Below are 22708 nucleotides of genomic sequence, written 5' to 3' on the forward strand. Positions count from 1 at the left end.
AGGGGGAGGGACGCGCCAGCGTGGTACCCCGTAGGGGAATCGAACCCCTCTTTCCAGGTTGAAAACCTGGCGTCCTAACCGATAGACGAACGGGGCGGACGCTGGCGTGCGGGTCTCTTAGAAGAGGCTGTCGGGGGTCGCAAGGGGTTTTTATCAGTTGCCGTTAGGTCGTCTCCGAGACGAGCGCGATATCCGTCACATTGAGCTGCACGCTCTCCCGTCCTTGCCAGCGATTGCACTCCAAACGACCGGCCACATGCAGCGGCGCGCCCGCTGCGCGGTCGATGGCATCGGTCAGACCGGAGGGCCCAGCGCGGAAGGCGATGGCATCGAGGCGTGTGCGGCCGCCATCGGTCAGGGTCAGTTTGAGATGGCCGTCCCCCACGGTGCGCGCATGGGCCACGCGCAGGTCCGGAAAGGCGAATCGCGGGGCGGAGGCGCCCTGGCCGAAGGGACCCGCCGTCTCCAGCGCCGTCACCAGCTCCAGCGTCGCGGCGCCGGGCATCAAGGTGCCGTCGAGGGTCAGGTCGCGCGGCCCGTCGTCGCCGGCGCCCTGGCGGGCGAGCAGGGCGTCGAGGCGGGCCATCGCCTCCTCCAGGCGGGCGGCTTCGACGGTCAACCCCGCGGCCATGCGGTGCCCGCCGCCCTTCACCAGGACGCCCTCGGCCGACAGGCGCTGCACCGACGCGCCCAGGTCGACGCCGCCGACCGACCGGCCCGAGCCCTGGCCCAGCCCGTCCTCGCGCAGCCCGATCACCACCGCCGGGCGCCCCAGCGCATCCTTCAGACGCGAGGCGACGATGCCGACGATCCCCGGGTGCCAGCCCTCGCCGGCGGCCCAGGCCAGCGCTCCGCCCGCCTCCAGCCGCGCTTCGGCCTGGGCGCGGGCGGCCTCGGTCACGCGGGCTTCGATGGCGCGGCGCTCGGCGTTGAGGATGTCGAGGCGCTGGGCCAGCGCCTCGGCCTCGGCCGTATCGTCGGTCGAGAGCAGACGCGCGCCCAGATCGGCAGCCCCGATTCGCCCGCCCGCGTTGATGCGCGGTCCAAGCAGATAGCCGAGATGATAGGCCGTGGGCGGCCCGTCCAGCCGCGCCACATCCGCAAGCGCCCGCAGGCCCGGGCGCGACCGCCGGGCCAGCACCGTCAGCCCCTGGCGCACCAGCGCGCGGTTCACTCCCACCAGCGGCGCCACATCGGCCACGGTGGCAAGCGCCACGAGGTCGAGCATCGCCATCAGGTCCGGCCCCGCGCGCCCCTCCTCGCGCAGCAGGCGGTTGGCCTGCACCAAGGCCAGGAAGGTCACGGCGGCGGCACAGAGATGCGCCAGCGCGCCGTCCTCGTCCTGCCGGTTCGGGTTCACGACGGCCAGGGCAGGGGGCAGAGTCTCGGCGCCCAGATGGTGGTCGAGCACGACCACGTCAGTCCCCTCCGCCGCCGCCAGCGCCCCGTGAGAGAGGGTGCCGCAATCGACGCAGACGATCAGGTCATGGGTCTCGGCCAGGCGGGCGATGGCGGGGGCGTTGGGGCCATAGCCTTCTTCGATGCGGTCGGGGACATAGACCGTGGCGCTGCGCCCCAACGCCCGCAGCCACCAGACCAGCAACGCGGCGGAACTGCCGCCATCGACGTCGTAATCGGCGAAGATCGCGATTCGCTCGCCCCGCGCGACGGCGGCCACCAGACGGCGCGCGGCGGCTTCCATGTCGCGCAAGCTCAGCGGGTCCGGCAGCAGGTCGCGCAGCTTGGGCGCAAGGAAGCCTGCGGCGTCCCCCGGGGCCACGCCCCGGCGGGCGAGGTGGCGGGCGAGCGCCAGGGGCTGGCCGGTCTGGGCGATGGCCTCGGCCATGCGCTCGGTCGCCGGGTCGAGGCCGACCCAGCGGCGGCCGGTGACGGAGCGGGAAACGCCGAGATAGGACATGGCCCGTCCTGTCGCGCGCGCGGCGCTCGGGCGCAAGGCCCGGGGTGCAGGCGCGCCCCGGGCCTCGCGCCGACTGAGCGGTGCCGGCCCGGCGTCAGACCGGGTTGCGGTAGCTCATGCGGCGGACGGAGCCGGTCTTGGAGCGCATCAGGATTGTGTCCGCCGTCAGATAGCCGACTTCGCGCTTGATGCCCGCCAGGATCGAGCCGTCGGTCACGCCGGTGCCCGCGAAGATCACGTCGGAGGTCACCATGTCGTCCCGGGTATAGACCCGGTCCAGGTTCGAGATGCCCGCGTTCTTGGCGCGCTGGCGTTCGTCGTCGTTGCGGAAGGTCAGCCGTCCGAACATCTGCCCGCCCATGCATTTGAGCGCCGCCGCCGCCAGCACGCCCTCCGGCGCGCCGCCGGAGCCCATATACATGTCGATGCCGGTCTTGTCCGGCTCGGCGCAATGGATCACGCCGGCCACGTCGCCATCGGTGATGAGCCGGATGGCGCAGTCGGTCGTGCGCAACTCGGCGATCATCTCCTCGTGGCGCGGCCGCTCCAGCACGCAGACGGTGATGTCATGGGTCGAGCATCCCTTGGCCGCGGCCAGGGCGTTCACCCGCTCCGACGGGCTCATGTCCATGGTGACGACGCCGTTGCGGTAGCCCGGGCCGATCGCCAGCTTTTCCATGTAGACGTCCGGCGCATGCAGCAGCGTCCCCCGCGGCGCCATCGCGATCACGCAGAGCGCGTTGGGCATGTCCTTGGCGGTCAGCGTCGTGCCCTCCAGCGGGTCGAGGGCGATGTCCACCTCGGGGCCGGTGCCGCTGCCGACTTCCTCGCCGATATAGAGCATCGGCGCCTCGTCCCGCTCTCCCTCGCCGATGACGACGGTGCCGCGGATGTCGAGCTTGTTGAGCTGGTCGCGCATGGCGTTGACGGCGGCCTGGTCGGCGGCCTTCTCGTCCCCGCGACCGATCCATCCCGCCGAGGCCAGCGCCGCCGCCTCCGAAACGCGGGCAAGGCCCAGGGATAGCATGCGGTCGTTGAAGTCGGTCTTCGCCATCGGGGCTCTCCTGTTGGTTGCGCGAGGATTAGCGCGAACGGGGGGCGATGGGGAAGGGCGCGGTTGCGCTAACCTTCGGGTGGGAGGTCATGTCTGCTGTGCGGACGAAGCCGCCATTGTCTCACTTGGCCAACCGAACGCGTGCGCCTATCAATCACGCAGGTGACGCTGCATCCTTCAACGTGTTCGTGACGTTCTATCGCAGTCGATTGACCGGGGTACCGGACTCGCGGGGGCCTCTGATTTCGAGGTATGACATACCCGGTTGAGCGATTGCCTTTTCTAGCATCGTTAGCGCATCCTTTGTCAAAGTTGAGCCGTAGCTGTCCTCCAAGAACCTAATGGCGATATCCTTGTCCAACACATCTTCTGCCACGAAGGCACCCGCCCGTCTCGCCGCTTGCAGCAAAATATCGTCTTTTTGACGAGGAGAGTCGGCCTCTTGTAAGCGCCACAGATCATAGTCAAACATCCGAAGGCAACGTTCGGGGCTGTATTCTTCGGTGACAGGCTTTCTTCCTTTCGGCCTGAGCCCCGTTCTCATCAATAGCCGACCGGATGCCTCGTTAATCAGGTCCCAATAGCCAGCGTAAATCACGCCAAGGTCTTTCATCTCTCTAAGCTTCTTGCCGAAAAGGTCGGCGGCTTCGCTCATCAGTCCTCGGCCGTGCCAATCAGAACCAAGTGCATAGAAATATTCGCCTGTCCAAAGATCGCGCTCATTCTTTTCCATGTAGAAGCCTGCAACACCGGCAAGCCTGTCCTCTGCTGTTTTGGGCAAGACAGCGAACAACCCCATGCCGCCGTTTTCCCAGATGCCTCCGCTGCCATCGATACCCATAATCGATGTCCAGCGTTCGGCCTCAAGAAGTGCGTCGTCTGCAGTCTTAGTATTGTGAGCTAGCATTCCGACAACGTTAGGATCAGAAAAGATGGTTTCGGCGATCTCTGCGCTGTCCGCCAAAGTCACAGGTCTAAGAACTAGCCGTTCAGTCTCTAGATGCATGCCAACTTTCTCGAAAACGCCAATATACTAAGCGAGAAAGAGAGTAATGCCTTTCGACGTGTGTGGCAAACTCGGTGGGGGATACGACAGCTTCGGGTTTGAAGCCGACCTCCGTCATACCTCTTCCGACGACGCCGCCCAGAGGTTCAGGCCCTTGTCACCCGACAACTCGTCGATCCGGGCCAGTTCCTCGTCGGAAAATTCGAGGTTTCCGACCGCGCCGGCGCAATCCACCACCTGCTCGGGCCGCGAGGCCCCGATCAGCGCCGTGGTCACCCGCCCGCCGCGCAGCACCCAGGCGATGGCCATCTGCGCCAGGGTCTGGCCCCGCGCCTCCGCCATATCGTTGAGGCCGCGCAGCGCCGCCAGCGTGTCCTCGGTCAGCATCGCGTCGGGGTCGAGTGACTTGCCCTGCGTCGCGCGGCTGCCTTCGGGGATGCCGCCGAGATACTTCTTGGTCAGCAGGCCCTGCGCCAGCGGCGTGAAGGCGATGGAGCCGATCCCCTCCTGCTCCAGCGTATCCAGCAACCCATCCCGCTCTACCCAGCGGTTGAGCATGTTGTAGCTCGGCTGATGGATCAGGCAGGGCGTGCCCATCTCGCGGAGAATCGCCGCCGCCTCGCGGGTGCGCTCGGAGTTGTAGCTGCTGATCCCGGCATAGAGCGCCTTGCCCGAGCGCACGATCTGATCGAGCGCGCCCATCGTCTCCTCCAGCGGCGTCTCGGGATCGAAGCGGTGGGAGTAGAAGATGTCGAAATACTCCAGGCCGGTGCGCTTCAGCGAGGCATCGCAGGAGGCGATCAGATATTTGCGGCTGCCCCATTCGCCATAGGGCCCGGGCCACATGTCGTAGCCCGCCTTGGAGCTGATGATCAGCTCATCGCGGAAGGGCGCGAAATCCTCGTCCATCAGGCGTTTGAACGCGATCTCGGCGCTGCCCGGGGGCGGGCCGTAATTGTTGGCCAGGTCGAAATGGGTGATGCCGTGATCGAAGGCCGTCCGGCAGATGTCGCGCTTGACCTGGTGGGGCGTGTCGTCCCCGAAATTGTGCCACAGGCCCAGCGAGATCGCGGGCAGCTTCAGGCCCGAGCGGCCGCAGCGGCGATAGACCATGCGCTCGTAGCGGTCGGCGGCGGGGCGGTAGGGCGGTTCGAACACCTTGGGCTTACGGGCCATGGGGTCTCCTTACGGCGTCTGGATCTGAAGCGCGATGGGATCGGCGGTGACCACTCCGGTGGCGGTGACGCCCTCCAGCGCGGTGGCCAGCGCCGAGGGCGCGCAGGGATGGGTGACGATGAGAACGGGCGCGTCCTCGCCGGGATGGTCGTATTGGCGCATCCGGTCGATGGAGATGCCGTTCTGGCCCAGCACCGTCGCCACGCGCGCCAGGGCGCCGGGCGTGTCGGTCAGGCTGAGGCGCAGGTAATGCGCGCATTCGGTGGCCGAATTGGCACGCTGCGCCGGGGCGAGCGTGGCGGCGGGCTGGCCGAAGGGCGGGATGTCGAGCCCGCGCGCGATGTCGGCTACGTCCCCCATCACCGCGCTGGCGGTCGGACCCTCGCCCGCGCCCGCTCCCCGCAGCACGATCTGGCCGACGGAGTCGCCTTCGATGACGACCATGTTGGTGCCGCCCTCCAGCTGGCCCAGCGGGCTGTCGGCAGGGACGAGCGTCGGGCGCATGGATTGCTCCACCCCGGCTTCGGTCCGCCGCGCCTCACCGAGCAGCTTGATCCGGTAGCCCATGTCGCGGGCGCGGTGGATGTCGTCGATCGACACCTCCTGGATGCCCTGGAGCTGGACGCCCTCGAAATCGACCTGGGTGCCGAAGGCGATGGCCGAGAGCAGCGCCAGCTTGTGGCCCGCATCGATCCCACCCACGTCGAGCGTCGGGTCCGCCTCCAGAAAGCCCAGCGCGTCGGCTTCGGCGAAGATCTCGTCATATGGCTTCCCGGACGCCTCCATCCGGGTCAGGATGTAGTTGCAGGTGCCGTTCATGACGCCCGAGACGCGGGTGATCTCGTTGGCCGCCAGCCCCTCGGTCAGCGCCTTGATGCAGGGGATGCCGCCCGCCACCGCCGCTTCGAAGCGGAGCGCCGCGCCGGTCGACTCGGCCAGTTCGGCAAGCGCCTGACCGTGGATCGCGAGCATCGCCTTGTTGGCGGTCACGACCGGCTTGCCCGCAGCCAGCGCCGCTTCGGTCGCGGCCTTGGCGGGGCCGTCGGAGCCGCCCATCAGCTCGACGAAGAGATCGACATCCTCCCGCTTGGCCAGCGCGACCGGGTCATCCTCCCAGGCATAGGCCGACAGATCCACGCCGCGATCCTTGTCACGGGTGCGCGCGGAGACGGCGGAGATGGAAATGGCGCGGCCGGTGCGGGCGGCCAACATGTCCGCATGGGTCTGAACGATGCGGACGACGCCGACCCCGACAGTGCCGAGCCCTGCGATCCCGAGGCGGAGGGGGGTGGTCATGGCGCGCGCTCCTCGATGGGTCAGTGGTGGGACGGGTAGCCGGTCGGCCGAGGCGGTGCAACGCCGTCAAAGCGGCGCGGCGCGCAGCGCGTCGGCGCGGCGGCGTAGATCGGCCCCGCGCGCCTCCAGGGTCGGGCCGGGCAGCGGGGCGGCGCCCGCGACGGCCTGGCGCAACCGCGCGGCACGCGCGGTCAGTTCCACTTCGGCGGACTGGGCGCGGACGGGCGCGTCGCGCGCGGCAAGGACCGGCCCGGTCGGGATCAATCGCGGCGCCGGAGCGGCGCGCGCCGCCTCCGAGATGCTGCCCTCGACGGATGGCAGCTCCGCCGCGCAGGCGGCGAGCAGGGGCAAAAGGAAAAGAGCACGATACATCGCCTGGACCGTAGGCGCGGCGCGAGGCCCCGGCAAGCCTTGGAATTGAACGCTCGTTCGGTTCATATCCCCCCATGGCGAGACCCAGCGGATCCGATGCCGGCGTGACCGGCCCGCGTGTGCGCGACGCGGCCGAACGGCTGTTCGCGGCCCATGGCTATGCGGCCGTCTCCATGCGAGCGATCGCCGCCGAGGTGGGGATCGGCGCCGGAGCGCTCTATCACTACACGCCGGACAAGCAGACGCTGCTCTTTCAACTGATGCGGGCCCATCTAGAAGAGGTGATCGCGGCCTGGGCCGAGACCGATCCCAAGGGCGCGCCGGCGGACCGGCTCGACGCGTTCGCGCGGTTCCACATCCAGTTCCACCTCGACCGCCCCGAAGCGGTCTTCATCGCCTATATGGAACTGCGCGCGCTGGAGCCGGACAACTTCGCCGTGATCGAAACGCTGCGCCGCCGCTACGAAGCGATCCTCCGGGACATCCTCGCCGCCGGTGTGGCCGCCGGCGAGATGCAGGTCGCCGACGTGCCCCTGGCGGCGAATGCGCTGATCGCGATGCTGACCGGCGTGACCACTTGGTATCGCGAGGGCGGACGGCTGGAGCGCGGGGAAGTCGAGACGCTCTATGCGCAGATGGCGCTCGGCGCGGTCGGGGCCCAAAAGTCTTCCGCGAAGACTTTTTGAAAGACTTTTCGTGGAAAAGTCTTTGCCCGCTCGGTCACGCGCGCTCGGAATACTCCATGGTCTCGGTGTTGACGACGACGTCCTCGTCCTGCCCCACGAAGGGTGGCACCGTGATGCGCACGCCGTTGTCGAGCAGCGCCGGTTTGAAGGAGTTCGCGGCGGTCTGTCCCTTCACCACCGGCTCGGTCTCGACGACCTTGCAGGTGACCTTTTGGGGCAGCGTCGCGTTCAGCGCCTCGTCCTCGTAATACTCGATCTGGACCATCATCCCGTCCTGCAGGAAGGGGCGCCGCTCGCCCAGGATCTCGGCATCGAGTTCGACTTGCTCGTAGGTCTCGGTATCCATGAAGACGAGCTTGCCGTCGCTTTCGTAAAGAAACTGCTGGTCCTTCTGCTCGAGGCGAACGCGCTCGACCTTGTCGGCGGAGCGGAACCGCTCGTTCAGCTTGGAACCGTTCCGCAGGTTCCGGAGTTCTACCTGGGCGAAGGCGCCGCCCTTACCGGGCTTCACATGTTCGACCTTGACCGCGGACCAAAGGTGGCCGTCATGCTCCAGCACGTTGCCGGGGCGGATTTCGTTGCCGTTTATCTTGGGCATGTCGAGCGGACTCCGAGGGAGGACTGGGTTTGGGCGGGGATTACGGCCCAGCGCATCCCGCCGCAAGCACGCGGTTTGGGCGGGCCGGATGGTTAAGCGCAGAACGCCGGCCGGCTCAAGGTGCCAAATGCGGCAAAAAGGTGACAAAAGCTTGATCGCGAGACGTCGGCTCCCATATGTGGGCATCAGTCAAAAGAGAAACGGTAGGTTTGGTTCCACACTGCGAAGAGCTATGCGCTGGGTGCATGTGTGGTATGTCAAATTATCATGGCGATCTGGCGGTCAGGTCTGATAGGCGAACCCACCGGGACGAGAGAGAAACTACGTAGGAGTACGGGATGACCGATTTTGTCGATGCGACAGCGTTCAACTTCGAACAGGGGCAACGCGCGCGCAAGCTGTTCGCGGCCGTTGTTCTCGCCGCGCTCGACGATGCCATCTCGGATGACAAGAAGTACGGGAACGGCCCCGAGCAGATCGCGCGCTGGGCGCGGTCGCGCGACGGGCGTGAAGTCTTGTCGTGCGCTGGGATCGACCCGAACGAACGTGTCGTTGCCGGTCTGATGGAATTCGTCGGGCGCGGTGTGCGGACGTCTGTCGCGCTGTCGCGCGAGGAGAGCGAGCGTCGTCAGGCTGCGGAGTTGGCGGCGGAAGCGGCCTAATCTCGACACAACAGGAAAAAGGCGCCGTGACCGAGTTCGGTCCGGCGCCTTTTTCATGCCTTCGGATATCTGGGCCGCGCCGACCTGACGCGGGCGGGGCGCCGGGACGCGTCAGTCGAACTCTTCGCCCGACATGATTTGGCGCAGCTCGCGGCGGACCAGCTTGCGGACGTTCCGCGTAATTCGCTCCCCCAAGGCCCCTGCCAGTTCCTGACGCACGATCTCGGCGATGAGATCCCGCAGGGCGTCGTCCGATTGGATCGCCTCGGAGAGGTCTGACAGATCGACGAAGTCATCCCCGTTCGGGTCCGGCGCGTCGTCTTCATCCTCCGATTCGGGCCGCTCGGACGCAGCCTGTTTGGTCCTGTCCAGGACCACGGGGGCGGGCGCTTCGTCTTCGACCGGATGGGGCGCCGCCTGCGCGATCGCCTGGGCGGGCTCCGGCTCTGGCTCTCGCAGTTCGGCGATCGTCTGGAACGGATCGTCCGGGTCGGTCACGCGCTGCGCCTGTTCGAGGACCAGCGCCTGGGATGAGGCCGTCGCCGCCGCGTTCACGGCTGGGCGCACTTCGCTGGCGACGAGGCGCCGGATCGACGAAAGAACATCCTCGATATCGTTGCGCTGCGCCATCTCACATATCCTTGGTTGCCCGTCGCGGTCTTTTTAGCACAAGGGGCGGGGAACCGCCAAAGCGTTCACTCGCGCCCGAAGCGCCGGAGCACGCTGTCGAGCCGTCCCCCTTGTGGCGAAGGTGAAATTGCGGGCGCAGTGGAGACCTGGTTGTAGTAGGCGGAGGGATCGTAGCGCTCCACGCTGAGTCCGAGATGATCGGTCGTCATCAGACCCATGGCCGCGAGAACCTGGTAGACTGCCAGTTGCGCGTCGATCTCGGCCTGAAGCGCGGAGGTCCGCGCATCGAGCAGTTCCTGCTCCGCGTCGAGCACATCCAGCGTCGTTCGGGCGCCGAGCAGCGCCTCCTCCCGGAAGCCCTCGAAGGCGAGTTGTGCGGAGCGCACCTGCTGCTGCGATGCGGTGATCTGCGCACGCGCGATCTGTAGGAGGGCCCAGGCCTGTCCGACGCCGTCGGTCACGGTGCGGGCGTCGGCGGTCAGCGCGCTGCGCGCGGCCTGTGCGTTCGCGATGGCGCGGCGGTTCAGCGCGGAGAGCCGACCGCCATTGTAGATCGGGACCGAGCCGGTGATCGAGGCCGACAGGCTCGGATCGCCGCCGATATTGCGCGACGTGCCCAACGTGCCCCGGAAGGCGATCGAAGGCAGGCGATCGGCTTCGGCCGCGTTGGCGATCAGGTCGGCCGCCGTGACGTCATGCTGCGCGGCGGTGATCAGCGGGTGGATCTGCAGCGCGATGGCCTTGGCCTGCGCCAGCGAGGGCGGCAATTCGGGCGAGGCGGGAGGCTGGTCGAGGCTGCCGGAAGGGAAAGCGCCGGTGATCAGACGATAGGTCTCGCGCTGGATATCGACCTGTCCGCGAGCATTCGCCAGCAGCGATTGCGCGGCGGCGAGACGCGCTTCGGCGATGGTGACATCGGTCCGGGTCACTTCGCCGACCTCGAACCGATCCTCCGCGGCGCGCAATTGCTCGTTGAGCAGCCGCAGGTTCGATTCGCGCAGATCCACGTTCCGCGTGGCCTGGAGCAAGTTGAGATAGGCCTGCGCCGCCTGAAGCAGCAATTGCTGCTCTTGTTGGATCAGACGGTAGCGTCCGGCCAGAACCGCCTCTTTCGCGGCGCCCAGACGGAACAGGCGCTGGCCGCCATCGAGCAGCGTGTAGTCCAGGATCAGCGAGAGGGACGAACTGGTGACGTTGGGAGCCGAGCCGCCATTAAGCGTGCGCGACAGGTTCACCTGCCCGTTGATGGCGGGCCGCAGGGCGGCGGTCGCGACGGCCACGTCCTCGTCGAGGGTGCGCAGCAGCAGGCGCTGTTGCTCCAGAAGCGGAGAGGTGCGGTAGGTCTGCACGAAGGCGTCGGCCAGGCTTTCGGCCCAGACGCTCGTCGCTGTCAGCGCCGAGAGGGCAACGCCCGCCATCCAGGCGCGCAAAAGCTTTGCCTTGCGCCGCTTGGGTCGGTTCCATGCCTGCATGTTTCTGCTCCCTCGCATGGGCTCTCGGGCCAGCTGCCGTCGGTTTTGGGGCCGCCCGGCCGGACGGCGCGTTCGGATCAAAGCGTAAAGGCGCGCGCCGCCGTGAAGCCCGGCAGAACCGGCGCGGCCGCGTTGAAGGCAAAGCGCCACGCCACCCGGTCGCCGGACTTGTGGCCCACCCGGCACTCGCCCAGCGCGCCCTTCTGAAAGAGCGCCACCATGCGCCCATCTTCTTTGAGCTGGTCCGTCAATGCCGCGGGGATGGTCTCGACCCCGCCCTCGATCAAAATGACGTCGAAGGGCGCCGCCTTGGGCGCGCCCTCGGCCAGGGCGCCCGAGATGACGGCAGCGTTGTCGACACCCTGCGCGGCCAGCGTCGACTCGGCCTCGGAGACCATCGACGGGTCCTCTTCGACCATCACGACCGAGCCGGTCATGCGGGCCAGGACCGCGGCCGAATAGCCATAGCCGCCACCGACGATCAGCACCTCGTCCTCGGCGACGAGATCGAGCGCGTCGAGCATCTTGGCGAAGGTCCGCGCCTCGGGCATCTCGCGGCCATCGCCCAGCGGCACCGGCGCGTCCATATAGGCCACGGGACGGGCCGCCATGGGAACGAATTCCTCTCGCGGAACGTCCAGCATCGCGGCGATGATCGGGAACTTGGTGACGTCCGACGGGCGGATCTGCGTGTCGACCATCATTGTGCGGAGCGGCTGTGACGCGGTCATGTGAAATCTGAACCTATCGGTCTAGTTTCTAGTCATATTCAGATTGCACGACCCTGGCGCCCGCGCAACGTCTTATGAGCGATTGGTGGCCATTGGGCGACAGGTGCGGGCGCATCGACGACGGATCGGGCAAGAGCCGGCGAGGTGCAAGGAGCATCGCACCCCGCCGGCAAGGGGGCGCAGCCGGTGGTCCGGCCGCGGGGCGCAACGGCCGCCGAGAGGGGCGGCCTATCGCCATGGCGCAAGTTCTCGGACCGAGCGGTTAACCCTAGGTTAACGGCGCGACCCGTTCTCGGTTCCGCGAGGCGATTTCCCCGCCGCCCGCTCCGGGCAGACGCGCCGGGCCCCGGTCACTCGGCGGCGTGGACGACGATGACCGGCTCCATCGCGGCAAGTTCCGCATCCGACAGGTGGCACTTGATCTGATGGCCGCCTTCCAGGCGGCGCACCGGGGGCACCTCCTTTTCGCAAAGGCCGCCCGGCACCTTCTCTTTCCAGCGGCAGCGCGTTTGGAACGGGCAGCCCGGGGGCGGGTTCATCGCCGAGGGAATGTCGCCCTCGAGCACGATATGCTTCTTCTGGACGCTGGTATCGGCGATTGGCACCGCGCTGAGCAGCGCCTCCGTGTAGGGATGGTAGGGCGGGGAGAAGACCTGATCGGTCGTCCCCAGTTCGACCACATGGCCGAGATACATGACCATGACCCGGTCGCTGAGATAGCGGACGATCGACAGGTCGTGGGAGATGAAGAGAAGGGTGGTCTTCTGCTCCCGCTGGATCTCCATTAGCAGATCGGTCACGGCCGCCTGCACCGAGACGTCCAGGGCCGAGACAGGCTCGTCCGCGACGACGATCTTCGCGTCGCCCGCAAAGGCCCGGGCGATCCCGACCCGCTGCTTCTGGCCCCCCGAGAGCTGCCGGGGCATCCGGTCGGCGAATTCGCGGGGCAGTTTCACGAGGTCGAGCAGTTGGAGCATCCGCTCGCGCCGCTCCGCGTCGTTGGCACCGTAGTCGAACACCTCCAGCGCGCGGATGATCTGGCGGCCGACGGTCATCGACGGGTTCAGCGTGTCGAACGGGTTCTGGAACACCATCTGAATCTCGGCGACCTGCTTGGTGCCGCGTTTCTCGATCGGGGTCGACTGGATCTCCTTGTTGCCCATGGTGATCGTGCCATCGGTCGCCGTCTCCAGCCCCATCAGCACCTTGGCGAGCGTCGACTTGCCGCAACCCGACTCGCCCACGATGGCCAGCGTCTCGGATTCGCGCGCCTCGAAATCGAGCGTCTCGTTCGCCTTGACGACCTTCTCCTCGCCGCCGCCGAAGAGCGCGTTCGCGGCCACCTCGTAATACTTCTTGAGGTTGCCGACCTTCAGCACCGGGTCGCCGATCTCGCGCGATTTCGTTTCCGTCGCTGCGGCGATGGGCGCGTCCCAGTCGATCTCTTCGAACTTGACGCAGCGCGAGTGGTGGCCCGGGCCCGCGTCCCGCATCGGGATCACGCCCTGGTCGCAGCGGCCGGCCTCGAAGTAATCGCAGCGCGGGCCGAAATTGCAGCCCGGCGGCCGTTCATGGGGCAGGGGAAAGTTGCCCGGGATGGCGACGAGCGGCCGGGCGTTCTTGTCGGCGCCCGGCAGCGGGATCGAGCGGAACAGCGCCTGGGTATAGGGGTGGCGCATGCGGTCGAAGACCTCTTCGATCTTGCCGTCTTCCACCGCCTCGCCGGAATACATCACGCAGACCCGGTCGCAGGTCTCCAACACGAGGCCGAGATTGTGCGAGATGAACAGCATCGACGTGCCGTATTTCTTGCCGAGATCCTTCACCAGATCGACGATCCCCGCCTCGACCGTCACGTCGAGCGCCGTCGTCGGCTCGTCCAGGATCAAGAGCGCGGGCTTCGACATCAGCGCCATGGCGATGACGATCCGCTGCTGCTGCCCGCCCGAGAGTTGGTGCGGGTAGCTGTCGAGCATCCGCTTCGGGTCCGGCAGCTTGACGTCGGTGACGACCTGGAGCGCGAGGTCGTAGGCCTCTTGCTCGGTGGCGTTGTCGTGCAGCAGGGGCACTTCCATCAGCTGCTTGCCGATCCGCATCGCCGGGTTCAGCGAGGCCATCGGCTCCTGGTAGATCATCGCGATCTCGTTGCCGCGGATGTCGCGCAACTCCTCCTGGGACATCTCGCCCAGGTCGCGGCCCTTGAACTTGATGGAGCCGCCGACGATGGCGCCGTTCTTGCCGAGATCCTGCATCACGCCCAGCGCGACGGTGGATTTGCCGCAGCCCGACTCGCCCACGAGGCCCACGGCCTCGCCGGGCTCGACGCTGACGGAGAAGTCCATCACCGCGGGGATCTCACGCAGGCGCGTGAAGAAAGAGATCGAGAGCTTGTCGATCTCGAGGATGGGGCCCTGGTAGTCGGGGTTCTGCTTCATTCTGTGCGTCCCTCTTGTCGGAAAGCGCCGGGGGCTCTGCCCCCGGACCCCCGAGGTATTTTTGGCAAGATGAGGATGTTCAGTCCCTCAGGCTCTCTTCTCGGAGGCCGTCGGCCAGGAGATTGAGGCCCAGCACCAGGCTCAGCAGCGCGACGGCGGGCACGATGGCCGGATGCGGGAAGACCGACAGCAGGCGGCGCCCGTCATTGATGGTCGTGCCCCAATCCGGGCTCTCGGGGGGCAGGCCCAGGCCGAAGAAGCCCAGCGTCCCCAGAAGGATCGTGGTGTAGCCGATGCGCAGGCAGAAATCGACGATCAGCGGTCCGCGCGCGTTGGGCAGGATCTCCCAGAGCATGATGTACCACGGCGTCTCGCCCCGGGTCTGGGCGGCGGCGACGTAGTCGCGGGTCTTGATGTCCAGCGTCAGGCCCCGGACGATGCGGAACACCGTGGGCGAGTTCACGAAGACCACCGACACGAAGACGATCAGCACCTGGCCCGGGATGTCGAACAGGTCGAGCCCGCCCGGCCAGAGCCGGAAGATCGGCTTGGGCGCGCCCTGATCCATCACCAGCGACAGGTAGATCAGCCCGCCCACCGCCATCGCGATCCCCAGATAGAGGTTCCGCGTCTTGGGCTGCGTCCGGTAGCGCGAGTTGATCAGCACACCCACGAAGATCAACGGGAATATGAACAGGATCAGCGCCATGTAGTTGGGCAGGCCGGTCAGCACGATTTCGGGCGTGACCAGCAGGTAGAACAGCAGGATCACCGGGAAGGCCAGGATCAGGTTCGCCATGAAGGACAGCACCGTGTCCAGCTTGCCGCCGTAGTAGCCGGCGGGCAGGCCCAGGGTGATGCCCACCATGAAGGCGAAGAGCGTCGCCAGCGGCGCGATCTGCATGACGATGGTCGAGCCCAGCACCATGCGGCTGAACACGTCGCGGGCCAGGTTGTCCCCGCCCAGCAGGTAGAACGGGTAGGGCGCGGCATCGACATCTGGCATCGGGGTGCCGGGAACCTTGTTCTTCATCCCCGAGACCTGCGTCAGCGGGTCGTGCATGTAGATCATGTCGAAGATGCCCGCGTAGAAAGCGGTGAACACCCAGAACATGACGAGGCCGAAGCCGATCATGCCGATGGTCGAGTCGAAGAGCTTGCCGTAGAGGCCCAGCTTCCGCTTGTAGTAGAAGCTCGCGACGAAGAGCACGACGAGCGAGATCCAAACGGGGGTGAAGGCCTGCATGGCGCCGCCGACGATCCCGCCGCCCTGCCAGCCGACAACCATGCCGGTGACGATATAGGCGACGACCGTGGCCAGGAAGGCGTAGAGCGAATAGACCTGCGCCTTGGCGGTCAGCCCGCGCAGCCCGGGCTGCGCGGCGATGGTGCCGTCGGGGTTGACGGTGACGCGTTCGGTCGTGGTGGCGAAGCTCATCACGATGGCCAGCACCGAGGTGAGCAGGAGGGCGATCGCGGTGATCCCGAGGATGGGATCGAGCACATCGCCCATATTTCCGGTCCAGGTGAGGGGTTCCATGTCCGTCTCCTCCTCAGGCGATACGAATGCGCGGGTTCAGGAAAACGTAGCCGATATCGGAGATCAGCTGCGTCACCAGGACGACCACGACGGAGATGATCGACACGCCGAGCAGAAGCTCGATGTCGTTATTGCCGGCCGCCTGGACCAGGGTCCAGCCAAAGCCTTTGAAGTTGAACAGGGTCTCGACGATGACGACGCCGTTCAGCAGCCAGGGAAGCTGGAGCATGATGACCGTGAACGGGGCGATCAGCGCGTTGCGCAGCGCGTGCTTGAGGACGATCTGCTGGAAGGAGACGCCCTTGAGGCGGGCCGTCCGGATATACTGGGCGGTCATCACCTCGGTCATCGAGGCCCGCGTCATCCGGGCGATATATCCCATGCCGTAAAGCGCGATGGTCAGCACGGGCAGGGTGAAGTTCTCGAAGGTGATGTTGTCCATCGCGGTCTGCGCTGAGCCGACGAACCAGTTCGGCCCGATCATCGGTGAGGCCAGCAGCGAGATGAATATGACGCCCGAGACGTATTCCGGCGTCGCGGTGGTGCCGATGGAGAAGGTGGAGAGCGAGCGGTCGAGCTTCGAGCCCTCCTTCATGCCGGCCAGCACGCCCACGATCAGCGCGCCGGGCACCATCACGAGCATCACGAAGAACATCAGCTTGGCCGTCTGCCAGCCGCGGACGCCCAGGATCTCGAGCACCTCGTTCTGGAAGACCGTGGACCAGCCCCAATTGCCTTGAAGGACGCCGCAGAAGCTGCCGGCCTCTTCGATGGTCGTGCCCGGCGTGGCGCAGCGGGAATAGACAACCTCGCCGTCCTCTTCGCGGGTGAAATGCGGCAGGACCCCCAACCAGCGGCCGTATTTGATCAGCATCGGGTCGTTGTAGCCCCGATTGTCCAGCCAGGAGATCACCTGGTCGTCCGTCATCCGGGCGTTGGCCTGGTTTTTGGCCAGCTTCTCAAGGTTGGGTTCGAGGTTTGTCAGCGTGAAGACGATGAAGGTCAGGCACAAAGCCGTCAGTATCATCACCCCGAGCCGTCGCAGGATGAACAGACCCATTGGAGCCCCCGTTATGCGGTTACGGAACCGGCGGCCCATCTCGCGCGGGCCTTTTCGATCGGTTCCAAGAAGACCGGCCGCGTCCAGAGGGCGCGGCCGGCGGTGGTCAGGTCAGGATGCGGCGATGCCCATCTTGTAGAGCTGCGGCAGGTCGGCGACGTGCCGCTCCAGGCCGACGAAGCCCGGCTTGTGGTGCCGGATGGCGCTCCGCCAGTACGGCTGGATCGTGACGCCTTCCTCGATGACGATGGCCTGGATCTTGGCCATCACCTCACGGCGAGCATCCGCGTCGGCGATCGCGTTCGCTTCGTTCAGCAGCGCGTCGAACTCGGGATTGGACCACCCGAACTCGTTCCAGGCCACGCCGGTGCGATAGGCCAGACCCAGAACCTGCACGCCGAGCGGGCGGTGGTTCCAGTTGGTCGACGAGAAGGCGTATTTCGTCCAGTCGTTCCAGAAGGTCGAACCGGGCAGGATGGTCCGCTTGATGTTGAACCCGGCGTCCCGCAGCTGCGCGGCGACGGCATCGGTGGTGTTGCGGCGCCAGTCGTCGTCGATCGAGATCAGCTCGAACTCGTAATCGGCCATGCCGGCCTCTTGCAGCAGCTCGAACGCCCGCTCCGGATCGTAGGGGATCCGGGTCACTTCAGGCGCATGCTCCGGGTGCATCGGGCCGACATGGCAGTTGTCGGCGGGGATGCCGTAGCCGGCCATGCCGAGCTCCAGGCAGACCTCGTTGTCGACCGCCATGGCGATGGCCTGGCGCACACGCTTGTCCTCGAAGATGACCTTGCCGTCGGCATCGGTTGCCAGCTGGTTCGGACGGATCACGATGGTGAAGCCCGAGGGGATCTCGGACCGCACGAGGCCGAGCCCGTCGAACAGTTCCACATACTCGCCGACCGACTCCCAGTTGAGATCGATCTCGTCGGCGGCGTAGGCCGCGACGAAGGCCGACGGGTCGGTGCCGTAGTCGATGAATTCGATCCGGTCGAGATAGGCGCCCTTGCCGGCGGCATAACCCCACCAGTCATGGTCGGTGTTGCGCTCCAGCGTGGCGCGGACGCCGACTTCGTGCTGGGTGCAGAGGTAAGGACCGGTGCCGAGCTGCTGGCCGATCGTGTTGTTCGGATCCTGATCGGGGTGGATCACCGCCGCCGGATAGTCCGAGATGCCCGGGATGATCGTGATGTCCGGGTTCAGCAGGTTCAGGCGGACGGTCAGGTCGTCCACGACCTCGATCGCGCCCTCGGCGGCCTGGTTCGTCTCCGGGTCGACCAGCGAGGCGACGCGCGCGGCCATCGAGTTGCCCTCGGCGGTGCCGTCGGCCCAGCGGGTGAAGTTGAAGGCGACATGCTCGGCGGTGAACGGGTCGCCATTGTTCCAGGTCACGCCCGGACGCACCTTGAGCGTGTAGACGGACGCGTCGTCGTTGGCCTCCCAGCTCTCCAGGAGCATCGGGTTGAAGGAGCCGTCCGAGTTGTACTCGACGAGATACTCCAGCCAGCCCGCGGTGACCGTCGCCAGCTGGGTCCAGTCGAAGGTGCGCGGGTCCTTGGGGGCGCGGACTTCCATCTGGTAGCGCAGCGTCCCGCCTTGCTGGGCGTGGGCCGCGGCCTTGGCCGGCTCGGAGCCGATCAACGCGTAGGCCGTCGCGGTGGTCACACCGAGCGCCGTCGCGCGGCTCAGGAATTCGCGGCGGTCCATCAGACCGTCCTTGTACTCCTGCGCGTACATCAAAGCGCCGTGATGGACGCCCTGCATGTTCTTCACGTCATGCTTCGTCATGTGTCGTCTTCTCCCTGTTGACGGCTCGGTTCTGCGTGAGACCGAATGTTCTGTTTGCGACCGGGTTCGGTCGGAATCGAGATGGCCCACATGATGGGGGTTATTCCGAGAGGGTCAACGCGATGAGCGGGGTCTGCGGGAAGAAAAGCGACGGAAAGATGTCGCGAACGACGCTTTCATCCTGATTGACGCAGGGGAATGTTCGAGCCGTGCCAACAGGGCTGGCCCCTTTGCAGCAAGGGGCTCCTGCCGTCTATTCCGCGCCGGGGGCGGAAATCCGACGCCAAGAGCGCATCCGCGCGCGAAACCAGGTCCGCTGCCGCTTCGCGTATTGCCGTGTGGCCGTGATCGCTGCGGCGCGCGCTTCGTCCAGCGACATCTCGCCGCGCAAATGCGCGATGAGCTGCGGCGCGCCGATCGCCTGCGCGGCGTTGAGCGCCGGGTCCCAGCGGGGCAGGACGGCGCGCGCTTCCTCTAGCGCGCCGGCCTCCAGCATCAGGTCGAAGCGCGCCTCGATCCGAGGCGAAAGCCAGTCCTTGGAGGCCTCCAGCACCAGCGGCGTGCAGGCCGAAAGGGGCAGGAGCGGAGGCGGTGTCTCCGCCTGCCAGTCCCGGATCGAGCGCCCCGTGGCGCGGGCCACCTCCCAGGCGCGCATCACGCGCATCGGGTTCTGCGTGTCGAGCCCCGCTCTCGTGTCGGGATCGAGCTCCGCCACCATGGCCGGAAGCCCCCGCGCCGCAAGCTGCGCCGCGCCCTCGGCGCGAATCTCGGGGGGCGTCGGGGGAATATCCACCAGCCCCTCTGCCAGCGCGCGAAAGATCAGCCCGGTGCCGCCGACGACGATGGGGCGCGGCCCTGGCGGCAGGGCTGCGAAATCGCGCAGCCAGTCGCCGACGGAATAGGCCCGATCCCAGGGGACATGGCCATAGAGCGCGTGGGGTGCCCGCGCCTCCTCCTCCTCGGAAGGGCGCGCGGTCAGCACCCGCCAGTCGCCGAAGACCTGAAGCGCATCCGCGTTCACGATCCGCCCGCCCTGCTGCTCCGCGATGGCCAGCGCGAGGGCCGACTTCCCGCTCGCCGTGGGCCCGGCGATCAGAACCGGCCGCTCCGGATCAATTATATCTAGCGTGTCCAACATCTTACAGGCCGTTCCTCATCCATCCCGCGCGACACTCCTGCCCGGTTGCCGCGCCCGCGCTAATCTGACAGCTATACGCCCGGCAGCAAGCAGAGGGGTAGGGCGATGACGAGTGAAACCGAGACGGCGGCGCCGGCCTATTCCAGGGTTCTGCTCAAGATCAGCGGCGAAGCGCTGATGGGCGATCAGGGCTTCGGCCTGCACCCCCCCACCGTCCAGCGCATCGCCGAGGAAGTCGCCGCCGTTCAGCGCATGGGCGTCGAGGTCTGCCTCGTGATCGGGGGCGGCAACATCTTCCGCGGACTGCAGGGCTCGGCTCAGGGGATGGAGCGGACCACGGCCGATTATATGGGGATGCTCGCCACGGTTATGAACGCGCTCGCCATGCAGGGGGCGCTCGAGGCGCTCGGGCTGCACACCCGCGTCATATCCGCTATTCCCATGGATCAAGTCTGCGAGCCCTATATCCGCCGCCGCGCCGTCCGGCACTTGGAGAAGAAGCGCATCGTCATCTTCGCCGCCGGCACCGGAAACCCCTATTTCACCACCGATACCGCCGCCGCGCTGCGCGCCAACGAGATGGCCTGCAAAGCGATCCTGATGGGCAAGAACGGCACCGACGGGGTCTATGACAAGGACCCGCGCATCCATCCGGACGCCGTCCGCTACGACCGCGTCACCTATGACGAAGTGCTCTCCAAGCATCTGAAAGTCATGGATGCTTCCGCCATCGCCCTCGCCCGCGAGAACCGGCTGCCGATCATCGTCTTCTCCCTGGACGCCCCCGGGGGCTTCAAGGCGATCCTCCAGGGCCAGGGGACGTATACGCGGGTCGAAGGGTAGCGGCGGGCGGCGCCCGGATCCTCGCTTCGTCCCTTCTTCTGGCCGAAAATACTCCGGGGGGCGCCGAAGGCGTGGGGGCAGAGCCCCCTCCCACCTCGCCCCCACGCGCTTGCCCGAGGGGCGGCGCGCGCCCACCTGCGACCCAAGGGCGGCTTTCGGTGCGGCGCGGAACGCGCTAAGTCGCCGTCAAGACGAAATGGAAGGACCGGCCCATGCCCGACGACCTCCGTGCCGCGCGCCCGCCGCGCGACCTTAAGATCCCCGCGCAGCGCCACCCCGAGAAGGCGCGCAGGCCCGACCAGGCTCAGCCCAAGAAGCCCAGCTGGATTCGCGTGAAGGCGCCGGTGGGCCAGGGCTACAAGCAGACCGCCAAGATCATGCGGGACCACAAGCTGACAACCGTCTGCGAAGAGGCGGGCTGTCCGAATGTGGGCGAATGCTGGTCCCAGGGCCACGCCACGATGATGATCATGGGCGAGGTCTGCACCCGCGCCTGCACCTTCTGCAACATCGCCACCGGCAAGCCGCCCGAGCCGCTCGACGCCTTCGAGCCGGGGCGCGTCGCCGATGCGGTGCAGAAACTGGGCCTCAATCACGTCGTCATCACCTCCGTCGACCGCGACGACGTGAGCGATGGCGGCGCCGAGCATTTTGCCCAGACCATCCGCGCCATTCGCCACCGCGCCCCCGGCACGACAATCGAGATCCTGACCCCCGACTTCCTGCGCTGCGATCCATCCGTGCTGGAGGTCGTGGTCGCGGCGAAACCGGACGTCTTCAACCACAACCTGGAGACGGTGCCCGGCCTCTATCCCGAGGTCCGGCCCGGCGCGCGCTATTTCCACTCCCTGCGGCTGCTGCAACGGGTGAAGGAGCTGGACCCGTCGATCTTCACCAAATCCGGCATCATGGTCGGGCTGGGCGAGGACCGGCAGGCCGTGCTTCAGGTGATGGACGACATGCGCGCCGCCGATATCGATTTCCTGACCATCGGCCAGTATTTGCAACCCACGCCCAAGCATCACCGCGTCGACCGCTTCGTCACCCCAGAGGAATTCGCGGGCTATGAAAAGTCCGCCTGGGGCAAGGGGTTCCTGATGGTCTCGGCCACGCCGCTGACGCGCTCCTCCTATCATGCGGGCGACGATTTCCAGCGGCTCCGCGCCGCGCGGGAGGCCGCGCTCGCCAAGGCATGAGGGGGCTGCTCGCGGTCCTTCTGGTCGCCTTCGGCGCGATGCTGGGGGCGGCGCTTTCGCCTTATATCCCTGCGCTCATTCGACCCGCGCCCGCCCCGGTGGTGGTCACGCCGCGGGGCGATCTTGGCGCGTCGGAGCGCGCGACGGTCGAGCTGTTCCAGGCGGCGCAGAGCTCGGTCGTGTTCATCTCGACCACGACCCGCGGGATGGACCTGTTCCGCGGCAGCATCGAAATGCCCTCCGGCACGGGTTCCGGCTTCGTCTGGGACGACATGGGCCATATCATCACGAACGCGCATGTCATCCGCGGCGCGAGTTCGGCCACGGTGCGGCTGCCGGGGGGGCGGGCCGTGCCGGCGCGGCTGGTCGGGCTGGACAGGCGGCACGACCTCGCCGTGCTGCGGGTCTCGGGGATGGGCATGCGGCCCTTGCCGCTGGGGCGGAGTGCAAACTTGCAGGTCGGACAGAGCGTGTTCGCCATCGGCAATCCCTTCGGCCTCGACTTCACGCTGACCACGGGCATCGTCTCGGCCATCGACCGGGAGATCCCGGGTGAGGACGGGCTGACGATCCGCGGGCTGATCCAGACCGATGCCGCCATCAACCCGGGCAATTCCGGCGGGCCGCTGCTGGACAGCGCCGGACGGCTGATCGGTGTGAACACCGCGATCTTCTCACCCTCGGGGGCTAGCGCGGGCATCGGCTTTGCCGTGCCGGTGGACACGGTCGCTCGGGTGGTGCCGCAGCTGATCGCCACCGGTTCCTACGCGCCGCCCTCCCTGGGGATCAGCGCGGATCGCCGCGCGGACATGATGCTGGGCGAGAGCGGGGTGATGGTGCTGGACGTCGCCTCGGGCGGACCGGCGGCCCGCGCGGGGCTGGAGCCTGCGCGCCTCACCAATGAAGGTCTCATCCCCCGTGACGTGATCGAGGCCATCGACGGGGAGCCGGTGCGCAACATCGACGATCTGCTGGCGGTGCTCGACACCAAACGGGCGGGGCAGGCCGTCGCGCTCAAGGTTCGCCGCGGACGCGACCGGCGTGAGGTGACGGTCACCTTGGCGCCTTAGGCGGCTTCGCCGTGGCTTGCGGGGGCGGCGGCCCCGG

The 22708-nt window shown here is 67.1% G+C and carries 20 protein-coding genes and 1 tRNA gene; 5 read left to right on the plus strand and 16 right to left on the minus strand.

Going from position 1 to position 22708, the window contains the following annotated elements:
- Window positions 1-21 precede the first annotated feature (21 nt).
- The 7 genes from DTQ71_RS09290 to DTQ71_RS23135 all read right to left on the minus strand — a co-directional run bounded on the left by DTQ71_RS09290 (window position 22) and on the right by DTQ71_RS23135 (window position 6822).
- Window positions 22-96, minus strand: a tRNA-Glu gene (locus DTQ71_RS09290).
- A gap of 67 nt (window positions 97-163) precedes the next feature.
- Entirely contained in the window at window positions 164-1918 is a 1755-nt protein-coding gene (gene recJ, locus DTQ71_RS09295; RefSeq protein ID WP_109564019.1) for a single-stranded-DNA-specific exonuclease RecJ, read from the minus strand.
- A 94-nt stretch (window positions 1919-2012) separates the two neighbouring features.
- The gene (gene glpX / locus DTQ71_RS09300; RefSeq protein WP_109564020.1) at window positions 2013-2972 is read right to left on the minus strand and encodes a class II fructose-bisphosphatase; all 960 of its coding nucleotides are present in this window, start codon (window positions 2970-2972) and stop codon (window positions 2013-2015) included.
- 196 nt (window positions 2973-3168) lie between these two features.
- The gene (locus DTQ71_RS09305) at window positions 3169-3978 is read right to left on the minus strand and encodes a GNAT family N-acetyltransferase (protein WP_109564021.1); all 810 of its coding nucleotides are present in this window, start codon (window positions 3976-3978) and stop codon (window positions 3169-3171) included.
- Between the two features lie 114 nt (window positions 3979-4092).
- Entirely contained in the window at window positions 4093-5154 is a 1062-nt protein-coding gene (mgrA, locus tag DTQ71_RS09310; RefSeq protein WP_109564022.1) for an L-glyceraldehyde 3-phosphate reductase, read from the minus strand.
- Window positions 5155-5163: 9 nt separating this feature from the next.
- On the minus strand, window positions 5164-6450 hold the full coding sequence (locus DTQ71_RS09315) for a homoserine dehydrogenase (RefSeq protein WP_109564023.1): 1287 nt from the start codon (window positions 6448-6450) through the stop codon (window positions 5164-5166).
- Between the two features lie 66 nt (window positions 6451-6516).
- A complete protein-coding gene (locus tag DTQ71_RS23135; protein ID WP_109564024.1) occupies window positions 6517-6822 on the minus strand; it encodes a hypothetical protein in 306 nt (101 codons plus the stop codon).
- Between the two features lie 74 nt (window positions 6823-6896).
- On the opposite strand from DTQ71_RS23135, the gene DTQ71_RS09325 reads away from it, so the two are divergent.
- The gene (locus DTQ71_RS09325; protein WP_109564025.1) at window positions 6897-7508 is read left to right on the plus strand and encodes a TetR/AcrR family transcriptional regulator; all 612 of its coding nucleotides are present in this window, start codon (window positions 6897-6899) and stop codon (window positions 7506-7508) included.
- Window positions 7509-7542: 34 nt separating this feature from the next.
- On the opposite strand, the gene efp is transcribed toward DTQ71_RS09325, so the two are convergent.
- A complete protein-coding gene (gene efp, locus DTQ71_RS09330) occupies window positions 7543-8106 on the minus strand; it encodes an elongation factor P (RefSeq protein ID WP_109564026.1) in 564 nt (187 codons plus the stop codon).
- Window positions 8107-8444: 338 nt separating this feature from the next.
- Here efp and DTQ71_RS09335 point away from each other — a divergent pair, with 338 nt between their 5' ends.
- On the plus strand, window positions 8445-8768 hold the full coding sequence (locus tag DTQ71_RS09335; protein ID WP_109564027.1) for a DUF6280 family protein: 324 nt from the start codon (window positions 8445-8447) through the stop codon (window positions 8766-8768).
- A gap of 111 nt (window positions 8769-8879) precedes the next feature.
- Here DTQ71_RS09335 and DTQ71_RS09340 read toward each other — a convergent pair whose 3' ends face one another.
- From DTQ71_RS09340 to miaA, 8 genes are all read right to left on the minus strand, one after another.
- Entirely contained in the window at window positions 8880-9398 is a 519-nt protein-coding gene (locus DTQ71_RS09340; RefSeq protein WP_109564028.1) for a hypothetical protein, read from the minus strand.
- 65 nt (window positions 9399-9463) lie between these two features.
- Window positions 9464-10870 carry a TolC family outer membrane protein gene (locus DTQ71_RS09345; protein WP_245947371.1) on the minus strand — a complete coding sequence of 469 codons (1407 nt, stop codon included), beginning with the start codon at window positions 10868-10870 and terminating at the stop codon, window positions 9464-9466.
- A gap of 77 nt (window positions 10871-10947) precedes the next feature.
- Window positions 10948-11601 (minus strand): protein-L-isoaspartate O-methyltransferase family protein, encoded by a 654-nt coding sequence (locus DTQ71_RS09350; RefSeq protein WP_109564029.1) that lies wholly within the window; start codon window positions 11599-11601, stop codon window positions 10948-10950.
- A gap of 350 nt (window positions 11602-11951) precedes the next feature.
- A complete protein-coding gene (locus DTQ71_RS09355) occupies window positions 11952-14036 on the minus strand; it encodes a dipeptide ABC transporter ATP-binding protein (RefSeq protein ID WP_109564030.1) in 2085 nt (694 codons plus the stop codon).
- Between the two features lie 79 nt (window positions 14037-14115).
- Entirely contained in the window at window positions 14116-15576 is a 1461-nt protein-coding gene (locus DTQ71_RS09360) for an ABC transporter permease (protein ID WP_109564031.1), read from the minus strand.
- 13 nt (window positions 15577-15589) lie between these two features.
- Entirely contained in the window at window positions 15590-16636 is a 1047-nt protein-coding gene (locus tag DTQ71_RS09365) for an ABC transporter permease (protein WP_109564032.1), read from the minus strand.
- Between the two features lie 111 nt (window positions 16637-16747).
- A complete protein-coding gene (locus DTQ71_RS09370; protein WP_109564033.1) occupies window positions 16748-18424 on the minus strand; it encodes an ABC transporter substrate-binding protein in 1677 nt (558 codons plus the stop codon).
- Between the two features lie 253 nt (window positions 18425-18677).
- On the minus strand, window positions 18678-19562 hold the full coding sequence (miaA, locus tag DTQ71_RS09375) for a tRNA (adenosine(37)-N6)-dimethylallyltransferase MiaA (RefSeq protein ID WP_109564034.1): 885 nt from the start codon (window positions 19560-19562) through the stop codon (window positions 18678-18680).
- A 105-nt stretch (window positions 19563-19667) separates the two neighbouring features.
- Here miaA and pyrH point away from each other — a divergent pair, with 105 nt between their 5' ends.
- The 3 genes from pyrH to DTQ71_RS09390 all read left to right on the plus strand — a co-directional run bounded on the left by pyrH (window position 19668) and on the right by DTQ71_RS09390 (window position 22671).
- Entirely contained in the window at window positions 19668-20405 is a 738-nt protein-coding gene (pyrH, locus tag DTQ71_RS09380; protein ID WP_109564035.1) for a UMP kinase, read from the plus strand.
- Window positions 20406-20617: 212 nt separating this feature from the next.
- A complete protein-coding gene (gene lipA, locus DTQ71_RS09385; protein ID WP_109564036.1) occupies window positions 20618-21601 on the plus strand; it encodes a lipoyl synthase in 984 nt (327 codons plus the stop codon).
- Window positions 21598-22671 carry a S1C family serine protease gene (locus DTQ71_RS09390; protein ID WP_109564037.1) on the plus strand — a complete coding sequence of 358 codons (1074 nt, stop codon included), beginning with the start codon at window positions 21598-21600 and terminating at the stop codon, window positions 22669-22671. Before lipA ends, DTQ71_RS09390 begins: the two co-directional genes overlap by 4 nt.
- Window positions 22672-22708: the final 37 nt, after the last annotated feature.

The sequence above is a fragment of the Jannaschia seohaensis genome (assembly GCF_900116765.1).
GTDB lineage: Bacteria > Pseudomonadota > Alphaproteobacteria > Rhodobacterales > Rhodobacteraceae > Jannaschia > Jannaschia seohaensis.